The organism is Mycobacterium paraense (assembly GCF_002101815.1).
Taxonomy (GTDB): domain Bacteria; phylum Actinomycetota; class Actinomycetes; order Mycobacteriales; family Mycobacteriaceae; genus Mycobacterium; species Mycobacterium paraense.
Map to the genome: position 1 here is coordinate 99817 of NZ_LQPM01000049.1, position 20971 is coordinate 120787.

At 69.2% G+C, this 20971-nt stretch carries 20 protein-coding genes; 7 read left to right on the plus strand and 13 right to left on the minus strand.

From position 1 onward, the window contains the following. Positions 1 to 12: 12 nt before the first annotated feature. Positions 13 to 1251: a GNAT family N-acetyltransferase gene (locus AWB89_RS25750; protein WP_085177517.1), complete on the minus strand. Its 1239-nt coding sequence runs from the start codon at positions 1249 to 1251 to the stop codon at positions 13 to 15. Positions 1252 to 1414: 163 nt separating this feature from the next. Between AWB89_RS25750 and AWB89_RS25755 the strand changes: the two genes are divergently transcribed. Further along, positions 1415 to 2323 carry a class I SAM-dependent methyltransferase gene (locus tag AWB89_RS25755; RefSeq protein ID WP_085177519.1) on the plus strand — a complete coding sequence of 303 codons (909 nt, stop codon included), beginning with the start codon at positions 1415 to 1417 and terminating at the stop codon, positions 2321 to 2323. Here AWB89_RS25755 and AWB89_RS25760 read toward each other — a convergent pair. Further along, on the minus strand, positions 2320 to 2991 hold the full coding sequence (locus tag AWB89_RS25760) for a LuxR C-terminal-related transcriptional regulator (RefSeq protein WP_085096773.1): 672 nt from the start codon (positions 2989 to 2991) through the stop codon (positions 2320 to 2322). The genes AWB89_RS25755 and AWB89_RS25760 overlap by 4 nt on opposite strands. 93 nt (positions 2992 to 3084) lie before the next feature. On the opposite strand from AWB89_RS25760, the gene AWB89_RS27620 reads away from it, so the two are divergent. Next, the gene (locus AWB89_RS27620) at positions 3085 to 3240 is read left to right on the plus strand and encodes a DUF6131 family protein (RefSeq protein WP_169716619.1); all 156 of its coding nucleotides are present in this window, start codon (positions 3085 to 3087) and stop codon (positions 3238 to 3240) included. A gap of 83 nt (positions 3241 to 3323) precedes the next feature. After that, positions 3324 to 3929, plus strand: coding sequence for a mismatch-specific DNA-glycosylase (locus AWB89_RS25765; protein WP_085177521.1), 606 nt, complete (start codon positions 3324 to 3326; stop codon positions 3927 to 3929). On the opposite strand, the gene AWB89_RS25770 is transcribed toward AWB89_RS25765, so the two are convergent. Further along, positions 3907 to 5214, minus strand: coding sequence for an aminotransferase class I/II-fold pyridoxal phosphate-dependent enzyme (locus tag AWB89_RS25770; protein WP_085177523.1), 1308 nt, complete (start codon positions 5212 to 5214; stop codon positions 3907 to 3909). The genes AWB89_RS25765 and AWB89_RS25770 overlap by 23 nt on opposite strands. A 40-nt stretch (positions 5215 to 5254) precedes the next feature. On the opposite strand from AWB89_RS25770, the gene AWB89_RS25775 reads away from it, so the two are divergent. Beyond that, positions 5255 to 5908, plus strand: a complete 654-nt coding sequence (locus tag AWB89_RS25775; RefSeq protein ID WP_085177525.1) for a pyridoxamine 5'-phosphate oxidase family protein — start codon at positions 5255 to 5257, stop codon at positions 5906 to 5908. Here the strand turns inward: AWB89_RS25775 and AWB89_RS25780 are convergent. The 7 genes from AWB89_RS25780 to AWB89_RS25810 all read right to left on the minus strand — a co-directional run bounded on the left by AWB89_RS25780 (position 5896) and on the right by AWB89_RS25810 (position 13304). After that, positions 5896 to 6783 carry a phosphatase PAP2 family protein gene (locus AWB89_RS25780; protein WP_174627872.1) on the minus strand — a complete coding sequence of 296 codons (888 nt, stop codon included), beginning with the start codon at positions 6781 to 6783 and terminating at the stop codon, positions 5896 to 5898. The genes AWB89_RS25775 and AWB89_RS25780 overlap by 13 nt on opposite strands. Positions 6784 to 6792: 9 nt before the next feature. Continuing rightward, a complete protein-coding gene (ilvA, locus tag AWB89_RS25785; protein WP_085177527.1) occupies positions 6793 to 8073 on the minus strand; it encodes a threonine ammonia-lyase in 1281 nt (426 codons plus the stop codon). 47 nt (positions 8074 to 8120) lie between these two features. Next, positions 8121 to 8558, minus strand: coding sequence for a nitroreductase family deazaflavin-dependent oxidoreductase (locus AWB89_RS25790; protein ID WP_085096593.1), 438 nt, complete (start codon positions 8556 to 8558; stop codon positions 8121 to 8123). 10 nt (positions 8559 to 8568) lie between these two features. Next, positions 8569 to 10515 carry a lysophospholipid acyltransferase gene (locus AWB89_RS25795; RefSeq protein WP_085177529.1) on the minus strand — a complete coding sequence of 649 codons (1947 nt, stop codon included), beginning with the start codon at positions 10513 to 10515 and terminating at the stop codon, positions 8569 to 8571. Then, complete coding sequence (gene fadD11, locus AWB89_RS25800) at positions 10512 to 12338, minus strand: fatty acid--CoA ligase FadD11 (protein WP_085177531.1); 1827 nt, start codon at positions 12336 to 12338, stop codon at positions 10512 to 10514. Before fadD11 ends, AWB89_RS25795 begins: the two co-directional genes overlap by 4 nt. An 85-nt stretch (positions 12339 to 12423) precedes the next feature. After that, positions 12424 to 12900 carry a VOC family protein gene (locus AWB89_RS25805; RefSeq protein WP_085177533.1) on the minus strand — a complete coding sequence of 159 codons (477 nt, stop codon included), beginning with the start codon at positions 12898 to 12900 and terminating at the stop codon, positions 12424 to 12426. Between the two features lie 14 nt (positions 12901 to 12914). After that, on the minus strand, positions 12915 to 13304 hold the full coding sequence (locus AWB89_RS25810) for a MerR family transcriptional regulator (protein ID WP_066910885.1): 390 nt from the start codon (positions 13302 to 13304) through the stop codon (positions 12915 to 12917). Between the two features lie 60 nt (positions 13305 to 13364). On the opposite strand from AWB89_RS25810, the gene AWB89_RS25815 reads away from it, so the two are divergent. Both AWB89_RS25815 and AWB89_RS25820 read left to right on the plus strand, forming a co-directional pair. Further along, positions 13365 to 13811, plus strand: a complete 447-nt coding sequence (locus AWB89_RS25815; RefSeq protein ID WP_142280151.1) for a PPOX class F420-dependent oxidoreductase — start codon at positions 13365 to 13367, stop codon at positions 13809 to 13811. Beyond that, entirely contained in the window at positions 13808 to 14752 is a 945-nt protein-coding gene (locus tag AWB89_RS25820) for an MBL fold metallo-hydrolase (RefSeq protein WP_085177537.1), read from the plus strand. Before AWB89_RS25815 ends, AWB89_RS25820 begins: the two co-directional genes overlap by 4 nt. On the opposite strand, the gene AWB89_RS25825 is transcribed toward AWB89_RS25820, so the two are convergent. Together AWB89_RS25825 and AWB89_RS25830 are read right to left on the minus strand one after the other, a co-directional pair. Then, positions 14749 to 15768, minus strand: coding sequence for a zinc-dependent alcohol dehydrogenase (locus AWB89_RS25825; RefSeq protein ID WP_085177539.1), 1020 nt, complete (start codon positions 15766 to 15768; stop codon positions 14749 to 14751). The genes AWB89_RS25820 and AWB89_RS25825 overlap by 4 nt on opposite strands. Continuing rightward, entirely contained in the window at positions 15765 to 16673 is a 909-nt protein-coding gene (locus AWB89_RS25830) for an amidohydrolase family protein (protein WP_206601259.1), read from the minus strand. Before AWB89_RS25830 ends, AWB89_RS25825 begins: the two co-directional genes overlap by 4 nt. Before the next feature lie 79 nt (positions 16674 to 16752). Between AWB89_RS25830 and AWB89_RS25835 the strand changes: the two genes are divergently transcribed. Then, positions 16753 to 17331 carry a TetR/AcrR family transcriptional regulator gene (locus AWB89_RS25835; protein WP_085177543.1) on the plus strand — a complete coding sequence of 193 codons (579 nt, stop codon included), beginning with the start codon at positions 16753 to 16755 and terminating at the stop codon, positions 17329 to 17331. 4 nt (positions 17332 to 17335) lie between these two features. Here the strand turns inward: AWB89_RS25835 and dnaE are convergent, their stop codons facing one another. Beyond that, positions 17336 to 20908 (minus strand): DNA polymerase III subunit alpha, encoded by a 3573-nt coding sequence (gene dnaE, locus AWB89_RS25840; protein WP_085177545.1) that lies wholly within the window; start codon positions 20906 to 20908, stop codon positions 17336 to 17338. Between the last annotated feature and the right edge of the window lie 63 nt (positions 20909 to 20971).

Below are 20971 nucleotides of genomic sequence, written 5' to 3' on the forward strand. Positions count from 1 at the left end.
GGCACAGCGAGTTCAGAAAAGCGTGCCGCAGTAGGGCACCCGCCTGGTATCGAAGGCGGCATCCAGCTCGTCCAGCGCACCGCTGCGCAGTTCGGCGATGCGGCTCGCCCGGTGCAGTTCCCAGGCCCGATGCGCGCCCATGTAGATGGAGCCCAGGTCGCCCAGGCCGAGTTTGACGTCCGCGGGCCCGTCGTGCGGCGTGCATGTCCCGGCGCCGTCGCGGGTCTGCAGCCGAAATCGCCCTCCCGCCACACCGAGCGGGTCGGTGACCTCGAGCACGACGTCGGCGTCGGCCCGGTAGCTGCGGGCCCCGAGCGCGTCGGGCACGTTCATGATTCGCATCCACAGGAAGTCGCTCAGGCGGGTCGTTTGCGCGGCAAGCTGGTCCTTGAGCTTGAGTGGCAACGGATCGTCGACCGGGACCTCGATGAGGATGTTGTCGAACATCTTCAAACTGACCAACGTCCCCAACAGCTCGTCATGCGCCTCGTCCGTGACGGCGCAGAAGTCCTGGACCACCAGGTCGCCGAACGGCCGGCGATACGCGTGCGGCGAGGCGCCGAGCGCCCGATAGGTCAGGAAACCGTCGGGATGGATGACGAAATTGAGCGTGGACCCGTTGTCCCGCTGCGTCGGCCGGTCCTCCAAAAAGTCGGCCCACCAAGCGTTGTCGCGGCTCAGCGCCCCGGGCGTAATGGCACACCACCGCTCATAGATCGCGGGTAGGTGGGTCGCGGCCTCGGAAGCGTCGACGACGCGAGCACGATTTTGGCTCGGCTTGGCGCGCAGCTCGGTATAGCGCGCCTCGATGTTGTAAGTGCGGGCATAGCTGGCCACCCCGGCGCCCAAAATCTCGTAGACCGTTGGCTGGGTCGGAACGCCGCAAAGGATGGGATACCCGCGCTCCTGCAGTATGCCGAAGCCCTGGACACTGATCTGCTGCCAGATACCTCTGCGTTGATGCGTTGCCGCGACCGCGATCATCGACAGCCAGGCGGCCTCGAGGGCGGCCCCGCCCGGCACGGTCAACCGCAGCCGGTAATACAGCGACGTTCCGACGAGCACCGGCCGCTGCGGATCGGAGACATCCTCCGCCACCAGGATGTCGTCGTTCCGGACCCGGCGCCGCCACGCTTCCACATCGGACGGCTCCACCGAAACCCCGTACGCCTGAGCCTGATTGGCGTAGACGGCGGGCAGGTCATCGTCGGTGGCAAACCTGATCCTGATGGCATCGTTCGGTGAGGTCATCGTTCATCCAATTCGCTACTGGGCTGATGGGTGCGCTCGTATCGGTACCCAGGGTTTGGACCGGGAAACGTGCCGCGGTTGACAACTCCACAGCTCGCGTACAGTGGGTAACAACACTTAAATGGCCTAAATAACGCGCGGCCGCGCGGAAGGGAGCTCGCGGATGACCCGCACCGAGAACGACACCTGGGACCTGGCGTCCAGCGTCGGCGCGACCGCCACGGCCGTCGCCGCGTCGCGCGCGATGGCGTCCCAGGGACCCGATCCCCTGCTGGCCGACCCGTGGGCGGACCCGCTGGTGCGCGCGGTGGGCATCGACACGTTCGTCAAGCTCATCGACGGCGAGATCGGGCCCCCCGACGACGATCCGGTGCTGAACCGCCGGACCATGAACGAGCAGATCACCGTGCGGACCCGGTTTTTCGACGACTTCTTCATCCAGGCGACCGGCTCGGGCATCCGGCAGGCCGTCATCCTGGCCTCCGGCCTGGACACCCGGGCCTACCGGCTGGCGTGGCCGGCCGGCACGGTGGTGTACGAGATCGATCAGCCGGCGGTCATCGACTTCAAGACGCGCACGCTGGCGGATTTGGGCGCCGAGCCCACCGCACAGCGCCGCACGGTCGCGATCGACCTGCGCGACGACTGGCCTGCGGCGCTGGTGGCGGCCGGCTTCGACACCGGCCGGCCGACGGCCTGGAGCGCGGAGGGTCTCCTCCCGTATCTGCCGCCCGAGGCGCAGGATCGCCTGTTCGACAACGTCGTCGCGCTCTCGGCGCCCGGCAGCCGGATCGCCACCGAGCACCTGGACCTGCGCAACGTTCCCTCGGACTGGGCGCAACGGCTGACCGAGCGGTCCCGGCGCATCGGATCGAACATCAACCTGGCCGAGCTGTTCTACACCGGTGAGCGCAACACCGCCGCCGAGTACCTGACCGGCCACGGTTGGCGGGTGGACATCCGGACCACCGAGCAGTGCTACGCCGCCCACGGGTTCGCGTTGCCCAAAGACGAGATGTCCGCGTTCGGCAGCGATTCCGGCTACCTGACGGCGACCCTGGGCCAGGACTAGGGACCGCCGCGCCAGTGTTCGATGCGGTGGTGGTCCGGGGTGAATCCGTGGTTCACCCCCCACAACACAGCCTGCGTGCGGCTGGCGACGCCTAGCTTGCGGTAGATCGTGCGGATGTAGGACTTCACCGTGTTGGGGCTCAGGTAGGTCAGCCGCGCGACGTCGGCGTTGCTTTTGCCCTGGGTGATCAAGGCGAGGATCTCCGCCTCGCGGTCACTCAGCCCCTCCCCTCGTCCGGGCCAGTCCAGCCCGGGCGCGCTGCGGGCGCGGGGGGCCACCTCGCTGATGACCTCCTGGCCGGAATGAACCGCCTCGAGCGCGGCGACCAGCTCGCGCGCGGGCAGGGTCTTGGAAAGGTACCCGTGAGCGCCCTGCCGTCGCGCGCTGTCGACGAGGTCGGGGTGAAAGTTCCACGTGTAGACCACAACTCGGTGCGCGCGGGGGTTGGCGACCAGGACGGCGATCTCTTCGTGGTCCGATTCGGGCTGAGCGAACGAGTCGTACAGGACGATGTCGACGGTGTCCTCGACGGGCATGGTGGAGTCGAGCTCCGCGATCACGATGCGGTCCCGGTAGGGGTCGAGCATGTTGGCCACACCCTTCACGACGACGTCGTAGTCGTCGACCAGCGCGACCGTGATCGGAGCGCGCGGACTCGGCGAAGGCATGCCCATGAACATTACCTACCTAGGGGTGTATCGCTACCCCCCTTAAGGGTGGTCCGCTTGATAGGCCAGACATCACCGAACGGGAGGTTCGTCATGATCATTCTCGGCATCATCCTGCTGGTCGCGGGATTCCTGCTCAAAATCTCCATCCTGTGGACCATTGGGATCATCCTGCTCGTCATCGGTGCCATCCTGTGGATCCTCGGCTCCACCGGGCGCGCCGTCGCGGGCCGCAGGCACTGGTACTGATCGCGTCGGCGATCACCTATTGAGCGGATCGATCTCGGGCCCGCTCAATCGGTAGCGGTTGCGCGCATTTGCAATACTGCGCTGTGGACAACGCCGCACGGGACGAAGTTCGGTTCACTCGCGAGCAGCTGAAGGGGTTCAGCGGTCAAACCCTGCCCGACCTGATCTCCGACCAGGTTCGGCTGTTGTTCGTGGGCATCAATCCCGGCTTGAGAACCGCCGCGGTGCAGGCCCATTTCGCTCCCCGCGGGAATCGGTTCTGGCCGGCGCTCTACCGCGCCGGCATCACCGATCACCTGATCGACGCCTCGTCCGGGTTCGCTCCAGGCGAGCGGGATTACTTGCTACATCGCGGAATCGGCATCACGAACCTGGTCGACAGGGCGAGCGCGGGCGCCGACGAACTGACGGTCGCCGAGCTGGTCGAGGGCCGACGGAAGCTGGACCGGACGGTTCGGAAGTACTCGCCCGCGGTGGTAGCCGTCCTGGGCATCACCGCCTTTCGAGACGCCTTCGGCGAGCGCGGCGCGAACGCGGGCAGGCAGGCATCGCCCTATCCCGCGACACAGCTGTGGGTGGTGCCCAATCCGAGTGGCCGCAACGCCCACGCGTCGCTGCCCGGTCTCGCCGCAGCCTACGGCGAAGTCGCCCGAGCCGCCGGCATCACTACACGCTTGGACGCCCGGTAGCCCGCACCGCGCCGGTGATCGCGTCGGCGAGCGGATCGATCTCGTCGGCTGTCAAATCGGCCACGGTGACGCGTATTCCGGGCAGCGTGCTGATGCGGAACCGGGTGCCCGGCGCCGCGGCCCAACCGGAAGCGAGCAGCCGGGTGATCGCCACCGTCTCGTCGGGCACCGGCACCCAGACGTTGAGCCCGGAGCGGCCATGCGCGTTCACGCCGCGCCGACGCAGCGCGTCGCACAGCCCGGTGCGGTTGCGGGTGTACTGCGCCTCGGCCTGCGCGACCAGGCGCGACGCCCCGTCGTCGGCCCACAAGCGGACCGCGAGGTCTTGCAGGAGGTGACTCACCCACCCCGGCCCCAGCCGGAGCCGGCCGTGCACCCGATCGACGGTGCGCCGGTCCCCGGCGAACACGGCGACGCGCAGGTCGGGGCCGTAGGCCTTGGACGCCGACCGCACGAAGGCCCACTGGCCGGTGGAGCCGGCGAGGGTGTGCAGCGGCGCGCCCGAAATGCCCGCGCAATGGTCGTCCTCGACGACCAGCAGGTCGGTGCCGGACACAATGCCGCGCAGCTCGTCCGCGCGGACGGCGGATAACGCTGCGCCCGTGGGGTTTTGCGCCCGCCCGGTGACGACGAGCGCGCGCACGCCGCGGGTCAGCGCGCGCCGCACGTCGGCGACCAGCGGTCCGTCGTCGTCGACGCGCACCGGTTCGGCCGAGAACCCCAGCGCGGCAACGAGATCCAGCAGGTTGGCCCAGCCCGGATCCTCGACGGCCACCGGGTCGCCGGGGCGCAGATGCGCGGCCAGCGCCCGCTCGATGCCGTCGAGCGCCCCGCTGGTGACCGCGAGGTGATCCGCCGGGACGCCGTCCGCGGCCAGCGCGGCGCGTGCCCGTTCCCGCAGTTCGGCCGACAGGGCCGGCTCACCGTAGACCAGCGGTCTGGCCCTGGGCGTCTCGACGGATCCGATGGGCAGCAGCGCCGGGTCGGGGTTGCCGGTCGACAGGTCGCGCACGCCCGCGGGGATGTCCAGCGCCAGCAGCGAGCGGGGCGTGGTCGCCGGGCGGTGCCGCACCCGGGTGCCGCGCCGGCCGGCCGCCTCGACGGCCCCCCGTTCGCGCAGCAGGCGGTACGCCGCGGCCACGGTGTTCGCGTTGACGCCGAGCCGCCCCGCCAGTTCGCGGATCGGCGGCAGCGCCGCTCCCGGCGCCAGCGTCCCCTGGGAGATGGCCTCCTCGACGCTGGCCGCTATGGACTGCGCGCCCGACCCCGTATATTGTACTGGCACGAGGTATATTATGTACTAGGACAAACTTGAAGGCAATCCGTTGAGCTACCGCCCCACTCCCCGCACCACGCCCACCCGCTACCGCGAGCGCGCCGACTACGGCCGCGCGACCGTGCACCGGATCCTCGACGAGGCCCTGATCTGTCACTTGGGATACCTGGGCGCCGCCGGGCCGGTGGTCCTGCCGACGACCCACGCCCGCCTCGGCGAATCGCTCTACCTGCACGGCTCGACCGGCGGCGGCCCGCTGCTCGCCGCCAAGGCGGCCAGGGCATCGGGAGCGGCCCTGCCCGTCTGCGTCACCGTCACCCTGGTGGACGGGCTGGTGCTGGCCCGCGCCGCGATGCACCATTCCGTGAACTTCCGCTCGGTGGTCGTGCTGGGCGACGCGCGCGTGGTCGAGGATCCCGCGGAGAAGCTGCGCGCGCTGCGCTGCCTGCTCGACCACATCCGGCCCGGGCGTGCGGACGACTGCCGGGCGCCCAACGCGCGCGAACTGGCCGCGACCGGGGTGCTCGCCCTCGACCTCGTCGAGGTCTCGGCCAAGCTGCGCACCGGCGGACCGGTCGACGATCCGGAGGACGCCGCGCTGCCGCACTGGGCCGGCGTGGTGCCGCTGGGCCTGACGGCCGGAACGCCGGTGCCGGCCGACGACCTCGATCCCGCTACCCCGGTGCCGGCCTACCTGGGCTGACGCTGCGCGGCGCGGCCGCCGGACGTCGTCCACCACGATCCGACCAGCATCACGATGCCGGCCCACGCGATGCCCAGCAGCCAGCCGGCCAGCACGTCGCTCACGTAATGCACCCCCAGATAAACGCGTGAGTAGCCGATCACCAGCGCCGAGCCGATCGCCATCGCCCAGACGAACACTCGCCCCTCCCACCCGGTAATCAGCCAGCGGCTGATCATCCAGGCGGACAGCACCATGATCGCGGCGGTGCCGGTCGCGTGTCCGGAGGGGAAGGAATAGCCGTCCGCGGCGATCGCGGCGAAAGGCAGGGGCGGCCGTTGCCGGCCCACCAACGCTTTGGCGGTGAAGAGCACCAGGGCCATCCCAGCGCCCCCCACGAGGGCCAGCACCACCGGCCGCCACGACCGGCATCGCCAACCGGCGAGGACGGAAATCGGTAGGGCAAGCGCGGTGAGGAAGAGGGGATCGCCGCCGGCGGTGATCACCCGCAGCGTCGCGGTGAGCCACAAATCGCGGTGGCTTGCCAGCCATCGCGCCGCCGGCCGGTCGATTCCGGCGATGCCGTCGCCCTCGAGCACGTCCTCGAGCACTTCGGTGAAACCCACGGCCACGGCCGCCACCACGACGAAGCCTAGGAGCAGCGCCACACCGGCGACCTCGTCCGCGGGCAACCGGGCCGCCAGTGGCCATCCCCTCGCGCGGATCTGGTCACGCGCCCAGGTCAGCACCCGGCCGATCGCGGCAACGCCGGACGCTCGCGCCCGGAGTCGACGCAACGCAGGCCCGCGCCGCCCGACCCAGATCGCCGCCGCCACGAGCAGCACGAGCAACACCACGGTGCCGGCGCTGACCACACCGAAGCCGGGTTGACCCATACGTATTGGCTACAGGAGGTAGCGGTAGGCCGGCGAGCCCGGCTCAAGAGCCTCGACGTGAATTTCCGTCGCCCGCATCCGCGCCATCAGCCCATCGAGACCGGCGGCCGAGCCCAGCTCGATGCCGACCAGCGCCTCGCCGGTCTCCCGGTTGTTGCGCTTGACGTACTCGAACAGGGTGATGTCGTCGTTCGGCCCGAGCACCTCGTCGAGGAACCGCCGCAGCGCGCCCGGCTCCTGGGGGAAGTCGACCAGGAAATAGTGCTTGAGCCCGAGGTGCACCAGCGAGCGCTCCAGCACCTCGCCGTAGCGCGACACATCGTTGTTGCCGCCCGAGATCAGGCACACCACGGCGGAACCCGGTTCGATGTCGGCCTCCAGCAGGCCGGCGACCGACAACGCGCCCGCCGGCTCGGCGATGATGCCCTCGTTCTGATACAGGTCCAGCATGGCGGTGCAGACCGCTCCCTCGTCGACGGTGGTGATCGACACCATGTCGCCGGCGGCGGCCAGCGCGGCGTAGGTCAGCGTCCCGGCCCGCTTCACCGCGGCGCCGTCGACGAACTGGTCGACGTGGTCCAGGGTGACCGGCTCGCCGGCGGCCAGCGCGGCCATCATCGCCGCGGCACCGGCCGGCTCGATTCCCAGCACCGCGGTGTTGGTCGTCCGCTCGGCCAGGTAGGTGGTGATGCCGGCGATGCAGCCGCCGCCGCCCACCGGAACGACGACCAGGTCGGGCTCGGCATCGAGTTGGTCGAGCAGCTCGACGGCGATGGTGCCCTGGCCGGCCATGGTGCGCAGGTCGTCGAACGGAGGCACCAGCGTGGCACCGGTGCGTTCGACGTCGGCGAGCGCGGCCTCGGCGGCCAGGTCATAGGTCGATCCGCCCACGATCAACTCGATGAACTCGCCGCCGTGGTAGCGGATCCGGTCGCGCTTTTGCTTGGGCGTTTTGGCCGGCACGTAGACCCGGCCGTGCACCCCCAGCGCCTGGCAGGCGAAGGCGAAGCCCTGCGCGTGGTTGCCCGCCGACGAGCACACCACGCCCGCGGCCAGCTCTTCACCGGACAGTTGCACCAGCAGGTTGTAGGCGCCCCGCAGCTTGTACGAGCGCACGACCTGCAGGTCTTCGCGCTTGAGGTACACCTGCGCGCCGGTGATCGCCGACAGCCGGTCGCTCAGCTGCAGCGGGGTGGGCGCGACCACCGGGGCGATCCGCTGCGCCGCGGCATCGATGTCAGCCGCGCACAGCGGCGACCTGCTCGGGCTCTGGCTGAATTCAGCGGACACCGATCAATGGTCCCATGCCGCCCAGCTGGGAATTGCCCCGGTGGAAATTAGTCGACCGGGGTCAGCACGAACACCGGGATCTGGCGGTCGGTCTTTTTCTGGTAGTCGGCGTAGTCGGGCCACGCTTTCACGGCGCGCTCCCACCAGATGGCCTTCTCGTCCCCGAACACCTCGCGGGCCTCGTAGTCGCGGGTGACGGGGCCGTCCTGCAGCTCGACGCGCGGGTTCTTCTTGACGTTGTGGTACCAGACCGGGTGCTTGGGGGCGCCGCCGAGCGACGCGACGATCGCGTACTCGCCGTCGTGCTCGACGCGCATGAGCGGGGTTTTGCGGAGCTTGCCCGTCTTGGCCCCGACGGTGGTCAGCAGGATGACGGGCTTGCCCTTGAGCTCGGTGCCCTCGGTTCCGCCGGATGCGGCGTACTTGTCGGCCTGCTCGCGCGACCAATCGAAGGGCGACGGGGCGTATTCACCTGTAAGGGGCATACACCCCACCTTAGGGCGCGGCGCGCCGGCCGGCGGAGGGGTGACAACTGGACATCACGGTCTGCCGCGCCAGCTCCGCGATGGTGTTGACGCGCCTGATGGCCGTGGCGATCTCGTCGGCGAAGTCGCGTCGCCGCTGGGCGACGTCGGGGCTCTCGAACGCGTCCACCAGCTCGCGGTGCCGCGCCAGCCGCAGCGCGGTCTTGAACAGTTCCATCGACCTCGACTCGGCGTTGGCGATCCTGCGCTGCAACTCCCACTGCTTGCCCACCTCGAGGCACTCGGCGAGGAACTCATCCTCGTCGAACGATTCGTCCTCGAGCGCGGCCAGCCGGTCGGCGACGATGTGGTAGGCGTCCAGGAAAGGTCGCAGCACCAGGTGCGCCAGCAGCAGGTCGGCCTTTTCCAATAGCCCGCGCACATCGTCCGCGGGGACGGCCTTGCTGGTGTCTTCCACCCGCCCGATCAGGCGCACCTCGTCGGCCAGTTCCTTTTCGAACTGCGCGCGCGCCGAGAACAGGAACTCGAACTTGAGCAACTCGCGCAGCCTCAGCGCCTCGTCGCGCACGGCCGCCGGCAACACCAGCCGGTCCACGGAATTCTCGGCATCTTCGATCGCCGCCAGCAGCGCCGTCTCGGCGATCGCGCGATCGACCACGATGTGGATCGCGGTGTTGCGGTAGAACGCCGCGACCAGGTGCTGGTCGGCGCCGATCCCCCACACCGGCTCGGTGCCGGCGTCGTAGACGCTGACTACGCCCGAGGCGACGAGCTGGTGCAACGTCCAGCGGATCGTCGAGCGGTTCGTCAGGTCCGCGGCGCCGGCCACGGTCCAGTTGCGCGCCGCGATGTAGCTCGCCAGCGGCCGCACGGTGGCCAACACCTCGCTGATGGACAGCGAGCGGTCGGCGCCCAGCAGCGCGAGGCTCACCACCGCGGTCGGGGTGACGGGCGTGGCGCGGTTGATCCGGTGCTCGACGTCCAGCGCGATCCGCTCGATCTCGGTCCCGACGCCGGATGCCGACGTGTCCGAGGCGCGCAGCTCCTCGAGGCGCTTGCGCAGCGGCAGCGGTTCGCCGAAATCCAGGTAGGCGCGGCCCAGCCGCTCCCCCTGCTGTCGCGCCAGCCGGATCAGGAAGCGGAAGTCTTCGGGCCGCTTCGCGGCCCCGTAGGCCTCGGTGGTCATGGCCTCCACCTCGTGCAGCTGGTCGTACACGATGGAGGTCGGCACCAAATAGACCTCGGGGCCGTCGATTTCGTCGACGGCGTCGCTGATGTAGCGCAGAATCCCGTATACCGGGGGCCGCAGCTTGCCGGTCCGCGTACGGCCGCCCTCGATCGACCAGGTGAGGTTGGCGTGGTTTTGCACCAGCTGGGCGGCGTACGCGCGCAGCACGAAGCGGTAGACGGGAATGTCCTTGGTCTGGCGCCGGATGAAGATCGTGCCGGTGCGCTTGGCCCAGGCGCCCATCGGGAAGAAGTTCAGGTTGGCGCCGCCGAAGGTGAGCGCGGGCGAGAGCCGGTTAGCCTGAATCGACTCGGGCAGCAGCAGGCCGTCCAGGTACGAGCGGTGCGAAAACGCAAACGCCAGCGTCGCTTTGCGGTCCAGCCTGCGCAGCTGGGCGATCTGATCCTCGTCGACCAGAATGTCGTAGGCCCGCATCAGCCAGCACGAAAAGCTGCGCCAGGCCTTCACCGCCCGCTCGTCCAGCGACGGCGCCATCTCGCGCAGGTAGCCGGCGGCCTCGGCGCGCACGCTGTCGTGGTCGCGCCCGAGTTCCTCGGCCAGTTTGCCCAGCCGCTCGTCGTACCACGGGGCCGCCAAGAGCTGGACGACTTCGTCGGGATCGGTCGGCAACGGCGCCGTCGATTCGTCGACCATCCCGGTGCGCTGCAGCAGCTTCCGCATTCCGGCGCGGCCGATCTCGCGCGCCGTCGCCCCCGGGCCCCCGCTCATGCCGGCTGCACCGTGGCGGCTTCGGCGGGCTCGTGGACCTCGGGGTGCCGATCGGCGGCGTAGAGTTCCTCGATCTCGCCGGCGTACTTCGTCATGATCGGCTTGCGCTTGAGCTTCATCGTCAGGGTGATCTCGTCGCCGCCGGGTTCCCACACCGTCGGCAGGATCCGGAAGCGCTTGATCTGTTCCACCCGTGACAGTTTCGCGTTCCCCTCGGCCACACCGGCGGCAATCCGGGCGACGACCTCCGGGTGCGCCGCCAGCGCCGCGGGCGACTGGTCGGCAAGGCCGTGCTGGGCCGCGTACGGGCCGACCGATTCGGCGTCGAAGACCATCAGCGCCGCGTTGTACGGCCGCCCGTCGCCGATCGTGATCATCACGCCCACCATCGGGCAGGCGGCCAGGATGGTGTTCTCGATGTTGGCCGGGGACATGTTCTTTCCGGCCGCGTTGATGATCAGCTCCTTCTTGCGGTCGACCACCTTGAGATAGCCCTCGTCGTCGACCTCGAGGATGTCACCGGTGTGCAGCCAGCCGTCGGCGTCGATCGCCTCCGCGGTCTTGGCCGGTTCCCTGCGGTAGCCCTTCATCACCAACGGACCGCGCACCAGAAACTCGCCATCCTCGGCGATCCTGCCCTCCAGCCCGGGCAGCAGCTTGCCGACGGTGCCCAGGCGCGCGTCGCGCGGATGGCTCACGCTGGCAACGCAACTCAACTCCGACATGCCCCACACCTCGGCGATGGGGATGCCGATGCCGAGGAAGAACGCCAGCGTCTCCTTGGGGATCGGCGCCGCCCCGGACACCGCCCAGCGCAGCTCGCCGAAGCCGAGCCGCTCGCGCAGCTTGGACAACACCAACTCGTCGGCCTGGGCCCACTCGGCGACCAGTTGCTCCGGCATCGGCTCGCCCGCCACCAGGGCCTCGGCGCGTCGGGCGGCCACCGACATCGCCCATTGCAACGCCTGCCGCTTGGTCTCGTCCTGCTCATGGGCGACGGCGAATTCGATTGCGGCCTTGAGCTTTTCCCACACCCGCGGTACCGCGCCCCACACGGTGGGCCGAACGTCCGGCAGGGCGGCCGCGATGGCGCGCGCGTCGGAGACGACGGTGACCTGGCTGCCGAAGATCTCCAGGCCGTACAACCCCATCACCCGATCGGCGATGTGCGCCGTCGGCAAAAAAGACGTCACGCGGTCGCCGAACTGCATCGGCAGGACGGCGTCGAGGGCGTACCCCTCGAACAGCAGGTTGGCGTGCGTCATCTCCACGCCCTTGGGGTTGCCGGTGGTCCCCGATGTGTAGATGAGCGTGACGATGTCGTCGGGTCGCACCGCGCGCCACGTCGACTCGAAGTCGAAATCCGGTCGTGCGGCGGCATAGAGGTCGTCCATCGAGATGGTGCCGGGCGGCGAACCGTCGATGCAGACGATGTGCTCGATGGGCGCACCACTGGCACGAATCCGGTCCACGTACTGCTCCTCGCAGATCGCGACCTTGGTGCCGGCGTTGTCGAACAGGTAGGTCAGCTGCTCGGCGGGCAGCGTGTTGTAGACCGAAAACGAAGTGGCGCCCAGGTGCTGGGCGCCGATTTCCACCGGGTAGAACTCGATCCGGTTGGCCATCATCAACGACACCGTGTCGCCCCGCCCCACGCCCAGGCCCGCCAGCCCCGCGGCGGCCATGCGCACCCGCTCGGCAAGCTCCCGCCACGTCAACGTCTGGGTGTCGCCGGGCGTCCGGAGCGCGACCGTGTCCGGCGCGATCGCCGCTGTGCGCTGAAACGCCTCGCACAAGGTGGCCGGGCGTTCAGGTGCTGTCATTGCCGTCCTCCTTGGCGCGGGGCCGGATTGCCCTTCGTGAGCGTACGTCCGTGCCCAGGGCCACGGAATACATCACCCTGCTCGTTCAGCCCTGGGGACGCCAGAGCTGCACGGTGGTGGACGCGCCACCGGGCAACTCCAGAAGTTCGATGGGGGTGCCGTCGGGGTCGTAGATGAAGAACATCCGGACCCCGCCGATGTCGACCGGCGGCTCGGCCCGGACGCCGGGGTGGTGCCGGCGAACGGTGTCGTAGGTGGCGTCAAGATCATCGACGCGGAACGACATGTTGGTGTAGCCCAGGTGCGGGCCACTCGGAGTCTCGGGGACCGCGCCCAGCGACAGCAGCTCGACCATGACGCCGCCGATCAGCCCTCCGATCATGCGGCCCTGCTGCGCGGCCCCGCCGGTCACCGACTCCAATCCGGCGCCCGCCAGCTCGACGTCGAACACGACGTCCATGCCCAGTACCGCGGTGTAGAACGCGCGCGACGCCTCGATGTCCGAGACGCCGACGCAGACGTGGGAGAAGTTCTGCACGGCAACCGAATGCGGCTGGCTCACTGCGGCTCCTTCGTTCAGGCGGGTAACGCGGTGTGAATCCCACAGGTACACGCATCAATTGAGGGACACGTGCAGCGCATACCCCACTCGATGACGGCCCGCGCCCGGGCCAGCGACTCCATCTGGGCGTCGATCTCGGCGAGTTTGGCCTCCGCCAGCGCCCGGCTGGCGGGCCGCCCCGGCGCGTCGTCGGCGAACAGCAGCTGGATCTCCTCCAGCGCGAAGCCGGCGGATTTGCAGAGCCGGATCACCTCGAGCCGGGTGAGCACCGAATCGTCGTAGCGGCGCTGGCCGCCCAGCCGCGCCGGCGCCGACACCAGCCCGATCTGTTCGTAGTAGCGAAGTGTGGTGGCCGCGACGCCGGCCTGGCGCGCCACCTCCCCGATCGTCAGGCGTGCAGCCATCGGGCCTCCCGAAAATTCCGTGCTTGACTTAGAGCTAACTCTAAGTCGTTGACTATGTCCATGCACCCACAAGCACTCGACGAGCTGGGTCGCGCCCGGTACGCGCTGCTCCGCTCCTTTCGCCGCGACGGCACACCCGTCGACACCCCCATCTGGTTCGGCCTGGACGGTGACGCCCTGCTGTTCCGAACCAAGGTGGGCCCCAAGACCAGGCGCCTGGCGGCGCGCCGCGATGTCGAACTCGCCGCCTGCGACTACCGGGGCCGGGTCCGGGCCGGGGCCCCGACGGTGGCCGGCCGCGCCACGATCCTGTCCGGCGCCGAGGCCGAGCGGGCCAACCGCATGCTGCACCGGCGCTACGGCTGGCAATGGAACGTCGTGCCGCTGATCAAGATCCCGGGCGTGACCAACGTCCATCAGGACCTGTGCGTCCGGCAGAAGCTGCGGCGCGCGCGTGACCGACGCGTCTGGCCCGACAGCGTGATCGTGCGGGTGGAGCTGCCATGACCCGGACCGCCCCCGCTCCCGATCCCGTCCGCTCCCCCACCGTCCTCCAATGCTGCTCCGCCGCAGCCGGACTCGTCCGCGGCCTGCTGCGGCCGCGGCGGCCCGATCGCCGGTTCCTCCGCAGCATCGCCGACGCGGGACTGCCGGGGCCCGGCCGCACCGTGGCGGTGGCCGCGCTGCCGCAGGTGCCGCGCCCCGTGCCGACCGCCGCGGTCGTCGAGGGCACGTTTACCCCTGCGCGCGTGGAGAATTCGCTGACGTCGTTCGTGGTCCGGCATCCGGAGGCCACATTCATCATCGACCCGGCGGTGTGCATGGACGTCGAGCAGCGGGCGATCGCCCAGCTGCCCGCGGTGCTGCGCGTCGCGGTGCGACCGCCCGCCTCGACAATCCCGACGATCACGGCGCTGACCGGGCTGCGCGAAACGCCCCGGTTGGATTTCGCGCTGCCCACCCATGCGCACTGGGATCACGTGTCGGGCCTGCTGGACATGCCCGGTCTACCGGTGCACCTGCACCGCACGGAAAACGAGTGGATCGGCACCGGACCCGTGGCGCCCGTCGGTGGCGTCCGCGATTCGCTGCGCGGCCGCGACGTCGTCGAATACGACCTGGACGGACCGCCGGTGCTGACGTTCACCAGCAGCCACGACCTTTTCGGCGACGGCTCCGTCGTCCTGGTCGACCTGGCCGGGCACACGCCGGGGAGCGTCGGGGTGCTGCTGCACACCTCGCGAGGCTGGATCCTGATCGCCGGCGACGCCGCCTGGCACGGGCTGCAGATCGAGAAGGTGCGGCAAAAGGCAAGCTACCCCGGCGCTTTGGTGGACGTGGATCGCGACGAAACCTTCCGGACGCTGCACCGCCTGCACGCCGCGCGGCACGCGGTGCGGATCATCCCGACCCACGACCACCAGGCGGCGCTGCAGTTATCCGGCTAGCCGTCCAGGACGAAAATGGGCTTGTGGCCGGGGGCGTCCGAGGTCAACACCGAGGGGATCTCGTCCCAGCCGTAGATGCCGCTGGTGACCAGTTCGGGGTGCAGCGTCCCGGCGGCGACGGCGTCCAGCGTCGGGGTCATGCTCGGCCGGGCCTGGCCCTTGCCGTTGTGGAAGTGGACGCCGCGTATGTAGAGCTGCAGCATCGGTAGCGCCACGTCTTGGAAGTAGATGCCCACGCTGTTGACGTGGCCCTCGGGGACGACGGAGACCAGGGCCTTGCGGAGGCGCTCGGGGTCGGCGCTGGCGTCGACGGCGAGGTGAAAGTCCTTCTCGTGCTTGCCGTTCACGTCACGCACCTCGGCTCCGAGTCTCTCGGCGACCGTCATGCGGCTCGGGTCGTCGTCGTAATAGACGGTGCGCGCGTGTGCGCAGTGGACGGCGACGTCGACGCAGTAGAGGCCGATCGACCCCGTTCCGCCGAAGACGGCGACCTGGGGGTCGGTAATCCCGCCGACGGTCGGCATGACCGTCTCCCAGCCCAACGCGAGGTTGTCACCGATCGAGGCCAGGTGGACCGGATCGATCCCGGCGGGCAGCGGGGCGAGGTTGTAGTCGGCGTAGGGCACGCGGATGAGTTCGGAAAACGTTCCGCCCCAGGCCCCGTTCACGGGAAGGCCGTATTGGGCGTCGCCGTGTTGCAGGCACCGGGCGGGGTGCCCGAGCCGGCATTGCGCGCAGGTGCCGCAGGCGATGTGCCAGGCCACGCCGACGACGTCCCCCACGCTGACGCTGGTGCACTCGGAACCGACCTCGACGACGGTGCCGACGCATTCGTGCCCGAGCGGGAAGGGCCCCAGCCCGGAAAAGGGCGTCTTGTCGGCGACGACGTGATGGTCGAGATCGCACGTCGTCGCCGCCAGCGGGCGCACCAGCGCGTCGGAGGCCGCGACGATCGAGGGGTCGTCGACGTCGTCGAACCGAAGTTCCCCCGGGGCGACGAACATCAGGCTTCTCATGGGTTCTCCTCGTTGAACAGCGATACGGCGTTGGAATACAGCACCTTTCGGCACCACTCGTCGCCCAGGCCGAGCCGTGTGATCGACTCGATCGCGTGGCGATACGAATAGGGGATGTTCGGATAGTCGCTGCCGAACAGCACCTTGTCGGCCAGGCCGCCCAGCGCAGGGCGCAATGCCGGCGGGAACGGGTGGTTCGCTTCGGTGAAGTCGGTGAAGACCATGGTCGTGTCGAGGAACACCCCGGGATGCCGCTCGGCCAGCTCAAGAAACTCCCGGTACTCGGGCATGCCCATGTGCGCGACGATGAGCTTCAGTGCGGGGTGCCGTCGCAGGATTTCGGCCACCGGCGCCGGACCGGTAAACCTGCCGGGCGTGGGGCCGGACCCGGCGTGAATCACCGTCGGGATTTGCGCTTGCTCCAACGCGGCCCAAACGCCGTCCAGTCGGGGATCCGTCGGCGAGTAGTGGCCGACTTGGATGTGGGCCTTGAACAGTCGCGCCCCCTCGGCGATGGCGCGCCGCACGTAGTCGGGCGCCGTCGGCTCGGGAAAGAACGTGGCGGTGTGGATGCATTCCGGCGTGGCCGCGGCGAACTGCGCCGCCCAGCCGTTGAGCCACTCGGCCATGTCCGGTTTGTGCGGATACACCAACGAGCTGAACGCGACGACCCCGAAATCGCGCAGCTGCTGCACCCGCGCGCCTTCGTCGAGCCGGTACGCGATCGGCCACGTGCGGCCGATCAGGGGTCCGGCGCGGTCGAAGTAGGCCCAGACCTTGTCCATCACCCGTTTCGGCATGAAATGGGTGTGCACGTCGACGATTGAATCCAGGCCGAGGTCACGCAACGACTGCCGGATCACGCCCGCCTCGTCGGCATGGCCCGCGGCCTGGTCGCCGGTCATCGGCATCAACAACTCCCTATAGCGATCGTTATAGCTCGGAGGGTATGTTATAACAGTCGTCATAGCAAGGGAGGTCGGCATGGCCGAAGACACCGGGAACTCCCGCCAGCGCATGGTGGCCGGCGCCGCCGACATGATCCGCCGCCGCGGCCTCAACGCCACCAGCGTGCGCGAGCTCGCCAAGCACACGCGGGCGCCGCTGGGCTCGACGTACCACTACTTCCCGGGCGGAAAATCCGACCTGGCCGCGGAGGCGGTGCGATGGGCCGACGACCTCACCGTCCGCATCCTGACCAAAGAGTTGCGCGCCGGGCCGATCGCCGGCCTGCGGGCGTTCCTGGAGATGTGGCGAAACGTGGTGCTGGACAGCGACTTCCACGCGGGATGTCCCGTCCTGGCGGTCTCGGTGGAGGATCTGCCCGACGGGCAGGCCGCACCGCGCGAAGCCGCCGCCGCCGCCTTCCGCAACTGGACGGAGCTCTTGGCGGAGTCGCTGCGCGAACACGGCGCTGCCGCGGCCGACGCCGACCGCGTCGCGACCCTGATCGTCGCCGCCGTCGAAGGCACCGTCGCCATGTGCCGCGTCCAGCGCAGCATCGAGCCGCTGGACCAGGTGGCCGCGGAGCTCACCCGGCTCGTCGGCGACGTCCTGGACTGACCGGCTAACCCCCCAGGCACCCCGGGCCGAGCAGCTCCTTGAGGTCGCCCATCAGCGCGGGCGAGGGTGTCACCCGCAGCGAGGCGTCCAGCTCGAGGGTGGTGATGCGGTCGCCGCTGATGAGCCGCAGGTGCACCTGTGACGTGCCGGGGTGGCGGGCGAGCACCTGCTTGAGCGCGCTGACCTTGTCGAAGGTGCACTGCCGGGTCGGCAGGCTGACGGCGATCGGCCGGTCCGCCTGGGCGCTGGAAAAGTCCGGCACCACAAGGTCGTTGGCGATCAGCGCGATCCGATCGTCGCGGATCGCCACCTTGGCGTTGATCAGCACCACCGCGTCGTCGACGATGTCGGCGCCGAACGTCGAGTACGCGTGCGGGAAGAACATCACCTCGATGCCACCGGTGAGGTCCTCCAATTGCGCGGAGGCCCAAGGCATCCCGTTCTTGTTGACCCGGCGGTTCACCGAGGCGAGGATGCCGCCGACCCGCACCTGCGTGTCGTTGGGGACATCGCCGTCCAGGATCGCCGGGATCGCGGTGTCGACCTGGGCGGTCAGCAGGTGCGCCACCCGGTTGAGCGGGTGCCCGGACACGTACAGCCCCAGCATCTCTCGCTCCAGGGCCAGCTTGTGCTTGTCCTCCCACTCATCCTCGGGCACCTTGATGGTGAAGACGGAGTCGGCGGCCGCGTCCCCGTCGGAGCCGCCGAAGAGGTCGAATTGCCCCATCGCCTCGGCCTTCTTGGTGCCCAGCACCGAGTCGACGGCGTCGGTGTGCACCAGGAACAGGCCCTTGCGGGGGTGCCCGAGCGAGTCGAAGGCGCCCGCCTTGATCAGCGACTCGGTGACCTTCTTGTTGCAGGCCGAGATGTCGATCTTGTTGAGGTAGTCGGAGAAGTCGGTGAACTTGCCCTTCTCGCCGCGGGTGCCGATCAGCGAGCTCACCACGTTGGCGCCGACGTTGCGGACCGCGCCCAACCCGTAGCGGATGTCGGCGCCGACCGACGCGAAGTTCAGCCCGGACTCGTTGACGTCCGGCGGCAGCACCGTGATGCCCAGCTTGCGGCAGTCGGCGAGGTAGACGGCGGCCTTGTCCTTGTCGTCGCCGACCGAGGTCAGCAGGCCGGCCATGTACTCGGCCGCGTAGTTGGCCTTGAGGTAGGCGGTCCAGTAGGACACCAGGCCGTAGCCCGCCGCGTGCGACTTGTTGAACGCGTAGTCGGCGAACGGGAGGATGGTGTCCCACAACGCCTTGATGGCCCCGCCCGAAAAGCCGTTGGCCTTCATGCCGTCGGAGAAGCCCTCGAACTCCTTTTCCAGCACTTCCCGTTTCTTCTTGCCCATCGCCTTGCGCAGAATGTCGGCTCGGGCGAGCGAGTAGCTGGCCACCTTCTGCGCGATGCGCATGATCTGCTCTTGGTAGACGATCAATCCGTAGGTCTCGGCGAGGATTTCGCGCAGCGGTTCTTCGAGCTCGGGGTGGATCGGCTTGATCGCCTGGCGCCCGTTCTTGCGGTCGGCGTAGTCGTTGTGGGCGTTCATGCCCATCGGGCCGGGCCGGTACAGCGCGAGCACGGCGACGATGTCCTCGAAACCGGTCGGCTGCATGCGGCGCAGCAGGTCGCGCATCGGGCCCCCGTCGAGCTGGAACACCCCGAGCGTGTCGCCGCGCCCGAGCAGTTCGTAGGTCGCCTTGTCGTCCAGCGGCACGGATTCCAGATCGAGGTCAATTCCCTTGTTGGCCTTGATGTTCTCGATCGCGTCCCCGATGATCGTCAGGTTGCGCAGGCCCAGGAAGTCCATCTTCAACAGGCCGATGGCCTCGCACGACGGGTAATCCCAGCCGGTGATGATGGCCCCGTCCTGCGGGCGCTTCCACAACGGGATCGCCTCGGTGAGCGGCTCGCTGCTCATGATCACCGCGCAGGCGTGCACGCCGGCGTTGCGGATCAGACCCTCGAGGCCGCGCGCGGTTTGGTAGATGGTGCGCACGTCCGGGTCGGTCTCGATCAGGCCGCGGACCTCGGCGGCCTCCTTGTACCGCTCGTGGCTCGGGTCGGTGATGCCCGACAGCGGGATGTCCTTGGCCATGATCGGCGGCGGCAACGCCTTGGTGATCCGGTCGGCGATCGCGAAACCGGGCTGGCCGTAGTGGATGCGCGCCGAGTCCTTCAGCGCGGCTTTGGTTTTGATGGTGCCGAAGGTGATGACCTGGGCCACCCGGTCGGAGCCCCACTTGTCGGCGGCGTAGCGCACCATCTCGCCGCGGCGACGGTCGTCGAAGTCGATGTCGATGTCGGGCATCGACGTGCGCTCGGGGTTGAGGAACCGCTCGAACAGCAGCCCGTGCGGAATCGGGTCGATGTCGGTGATGCCCAGCGCGTAGGCGACCAGCGACCCGGCGGCCGACCCGCGGCCGGGGCCCACCCGGATGCCCACCGAGCGGGCGTAATTGATCAGGTCCGCGACGATCAGGAAGTAGGACGGGAAACCCTTGCCGCAGATGACGTCGATCTCGTATTCCGCGCGCGTGGCGTAACCGTCCGGCGCGCCGTCGGGGAACCGCCGGCGCAGCCCGGCATCCACCTCGTGCCGCAGCCACGACGCCTGGTCGTGCCCCTCGGGCACCGGAAAGACGGGCATCCGGTCGCGCGGCGCCCACACCTCGTCGTAGGGCTGGACGCGCTCGGCGATCAACAGCGTCGAGTCGCAGGCGCCCGGCACCTCGTCGTCCCAGATCTGCCGCATCTCGGCGGCCGACTTCAGGTAGTAGCCGTCGCCGTCGAACTTGAACCGGTTGGGGTCCGACAGCGTCTTGCCGGTCTGCACGCACAGCAGCGCCTCGTGGTTGTGGGCGGCGTCGCGGGTGACGTAGTGGCAGTCGTTGGTGGCCAGCGGCGGGATGCCGAGCTTGCGCCCGATCTCGAGCAGTCCCTCGCGGACCCGCCGTTCGATGGACAGCCCGTGGTCCATCAGCTCGAGGAAGTAGTTGTCCGGCCCGACGATCTCGCGCCACTTGGCGGCCGCCTCCAGCGCCTCCCGGTCGTGGCCCAGTCGCAGCCGGGTCTGCACCTCCCCGGACGGGCAACCGGTCGTGATGATGATGCCCTCGGCGTGCTCGGCGATGAGCTCGGCGTCCATCCGCGACCACTTGCTCAGCTGGCCCTCGAAGGAGGCCAGCGAGGACAGCTTGAACAGGTTGCGCAGGCCGGCGGCGTTCTCGGCCACCATCGTCAGGTGCGTGTAGGACCCGCTGCCGGAGACGTCGTCGGCCTTCTGGCTGGGATCCCCCCAGGTGACGCGCCGGGTGTCGAAGCGCGACCCCGGGGCGATGTAGGCCTCCACCCCGATGATCGGCTTGATCCCCGCCTTGCTGGCCGCGTTGTAGAACTCGCTGGCGCCGAACATGTTCCCGTGATCGGTCATCCCGACCGCGGGCATCCCCAGCCGCGCCACCTCGTCGAGCATCGGCGTGATCTTCGCGGCCCCGTCCAGCATCGAGTACTCGGTGTGGTTATGCAGGTGCACGAACGACGACTCGCGACGAACGCTCGCGTGAGGAGGCAACGAATCGGTCATAGGGACGCCAGTCTATGACCGACCACCGACGCTTCCCCGGCGTGTCGCGAGTGTGTCTTTAAC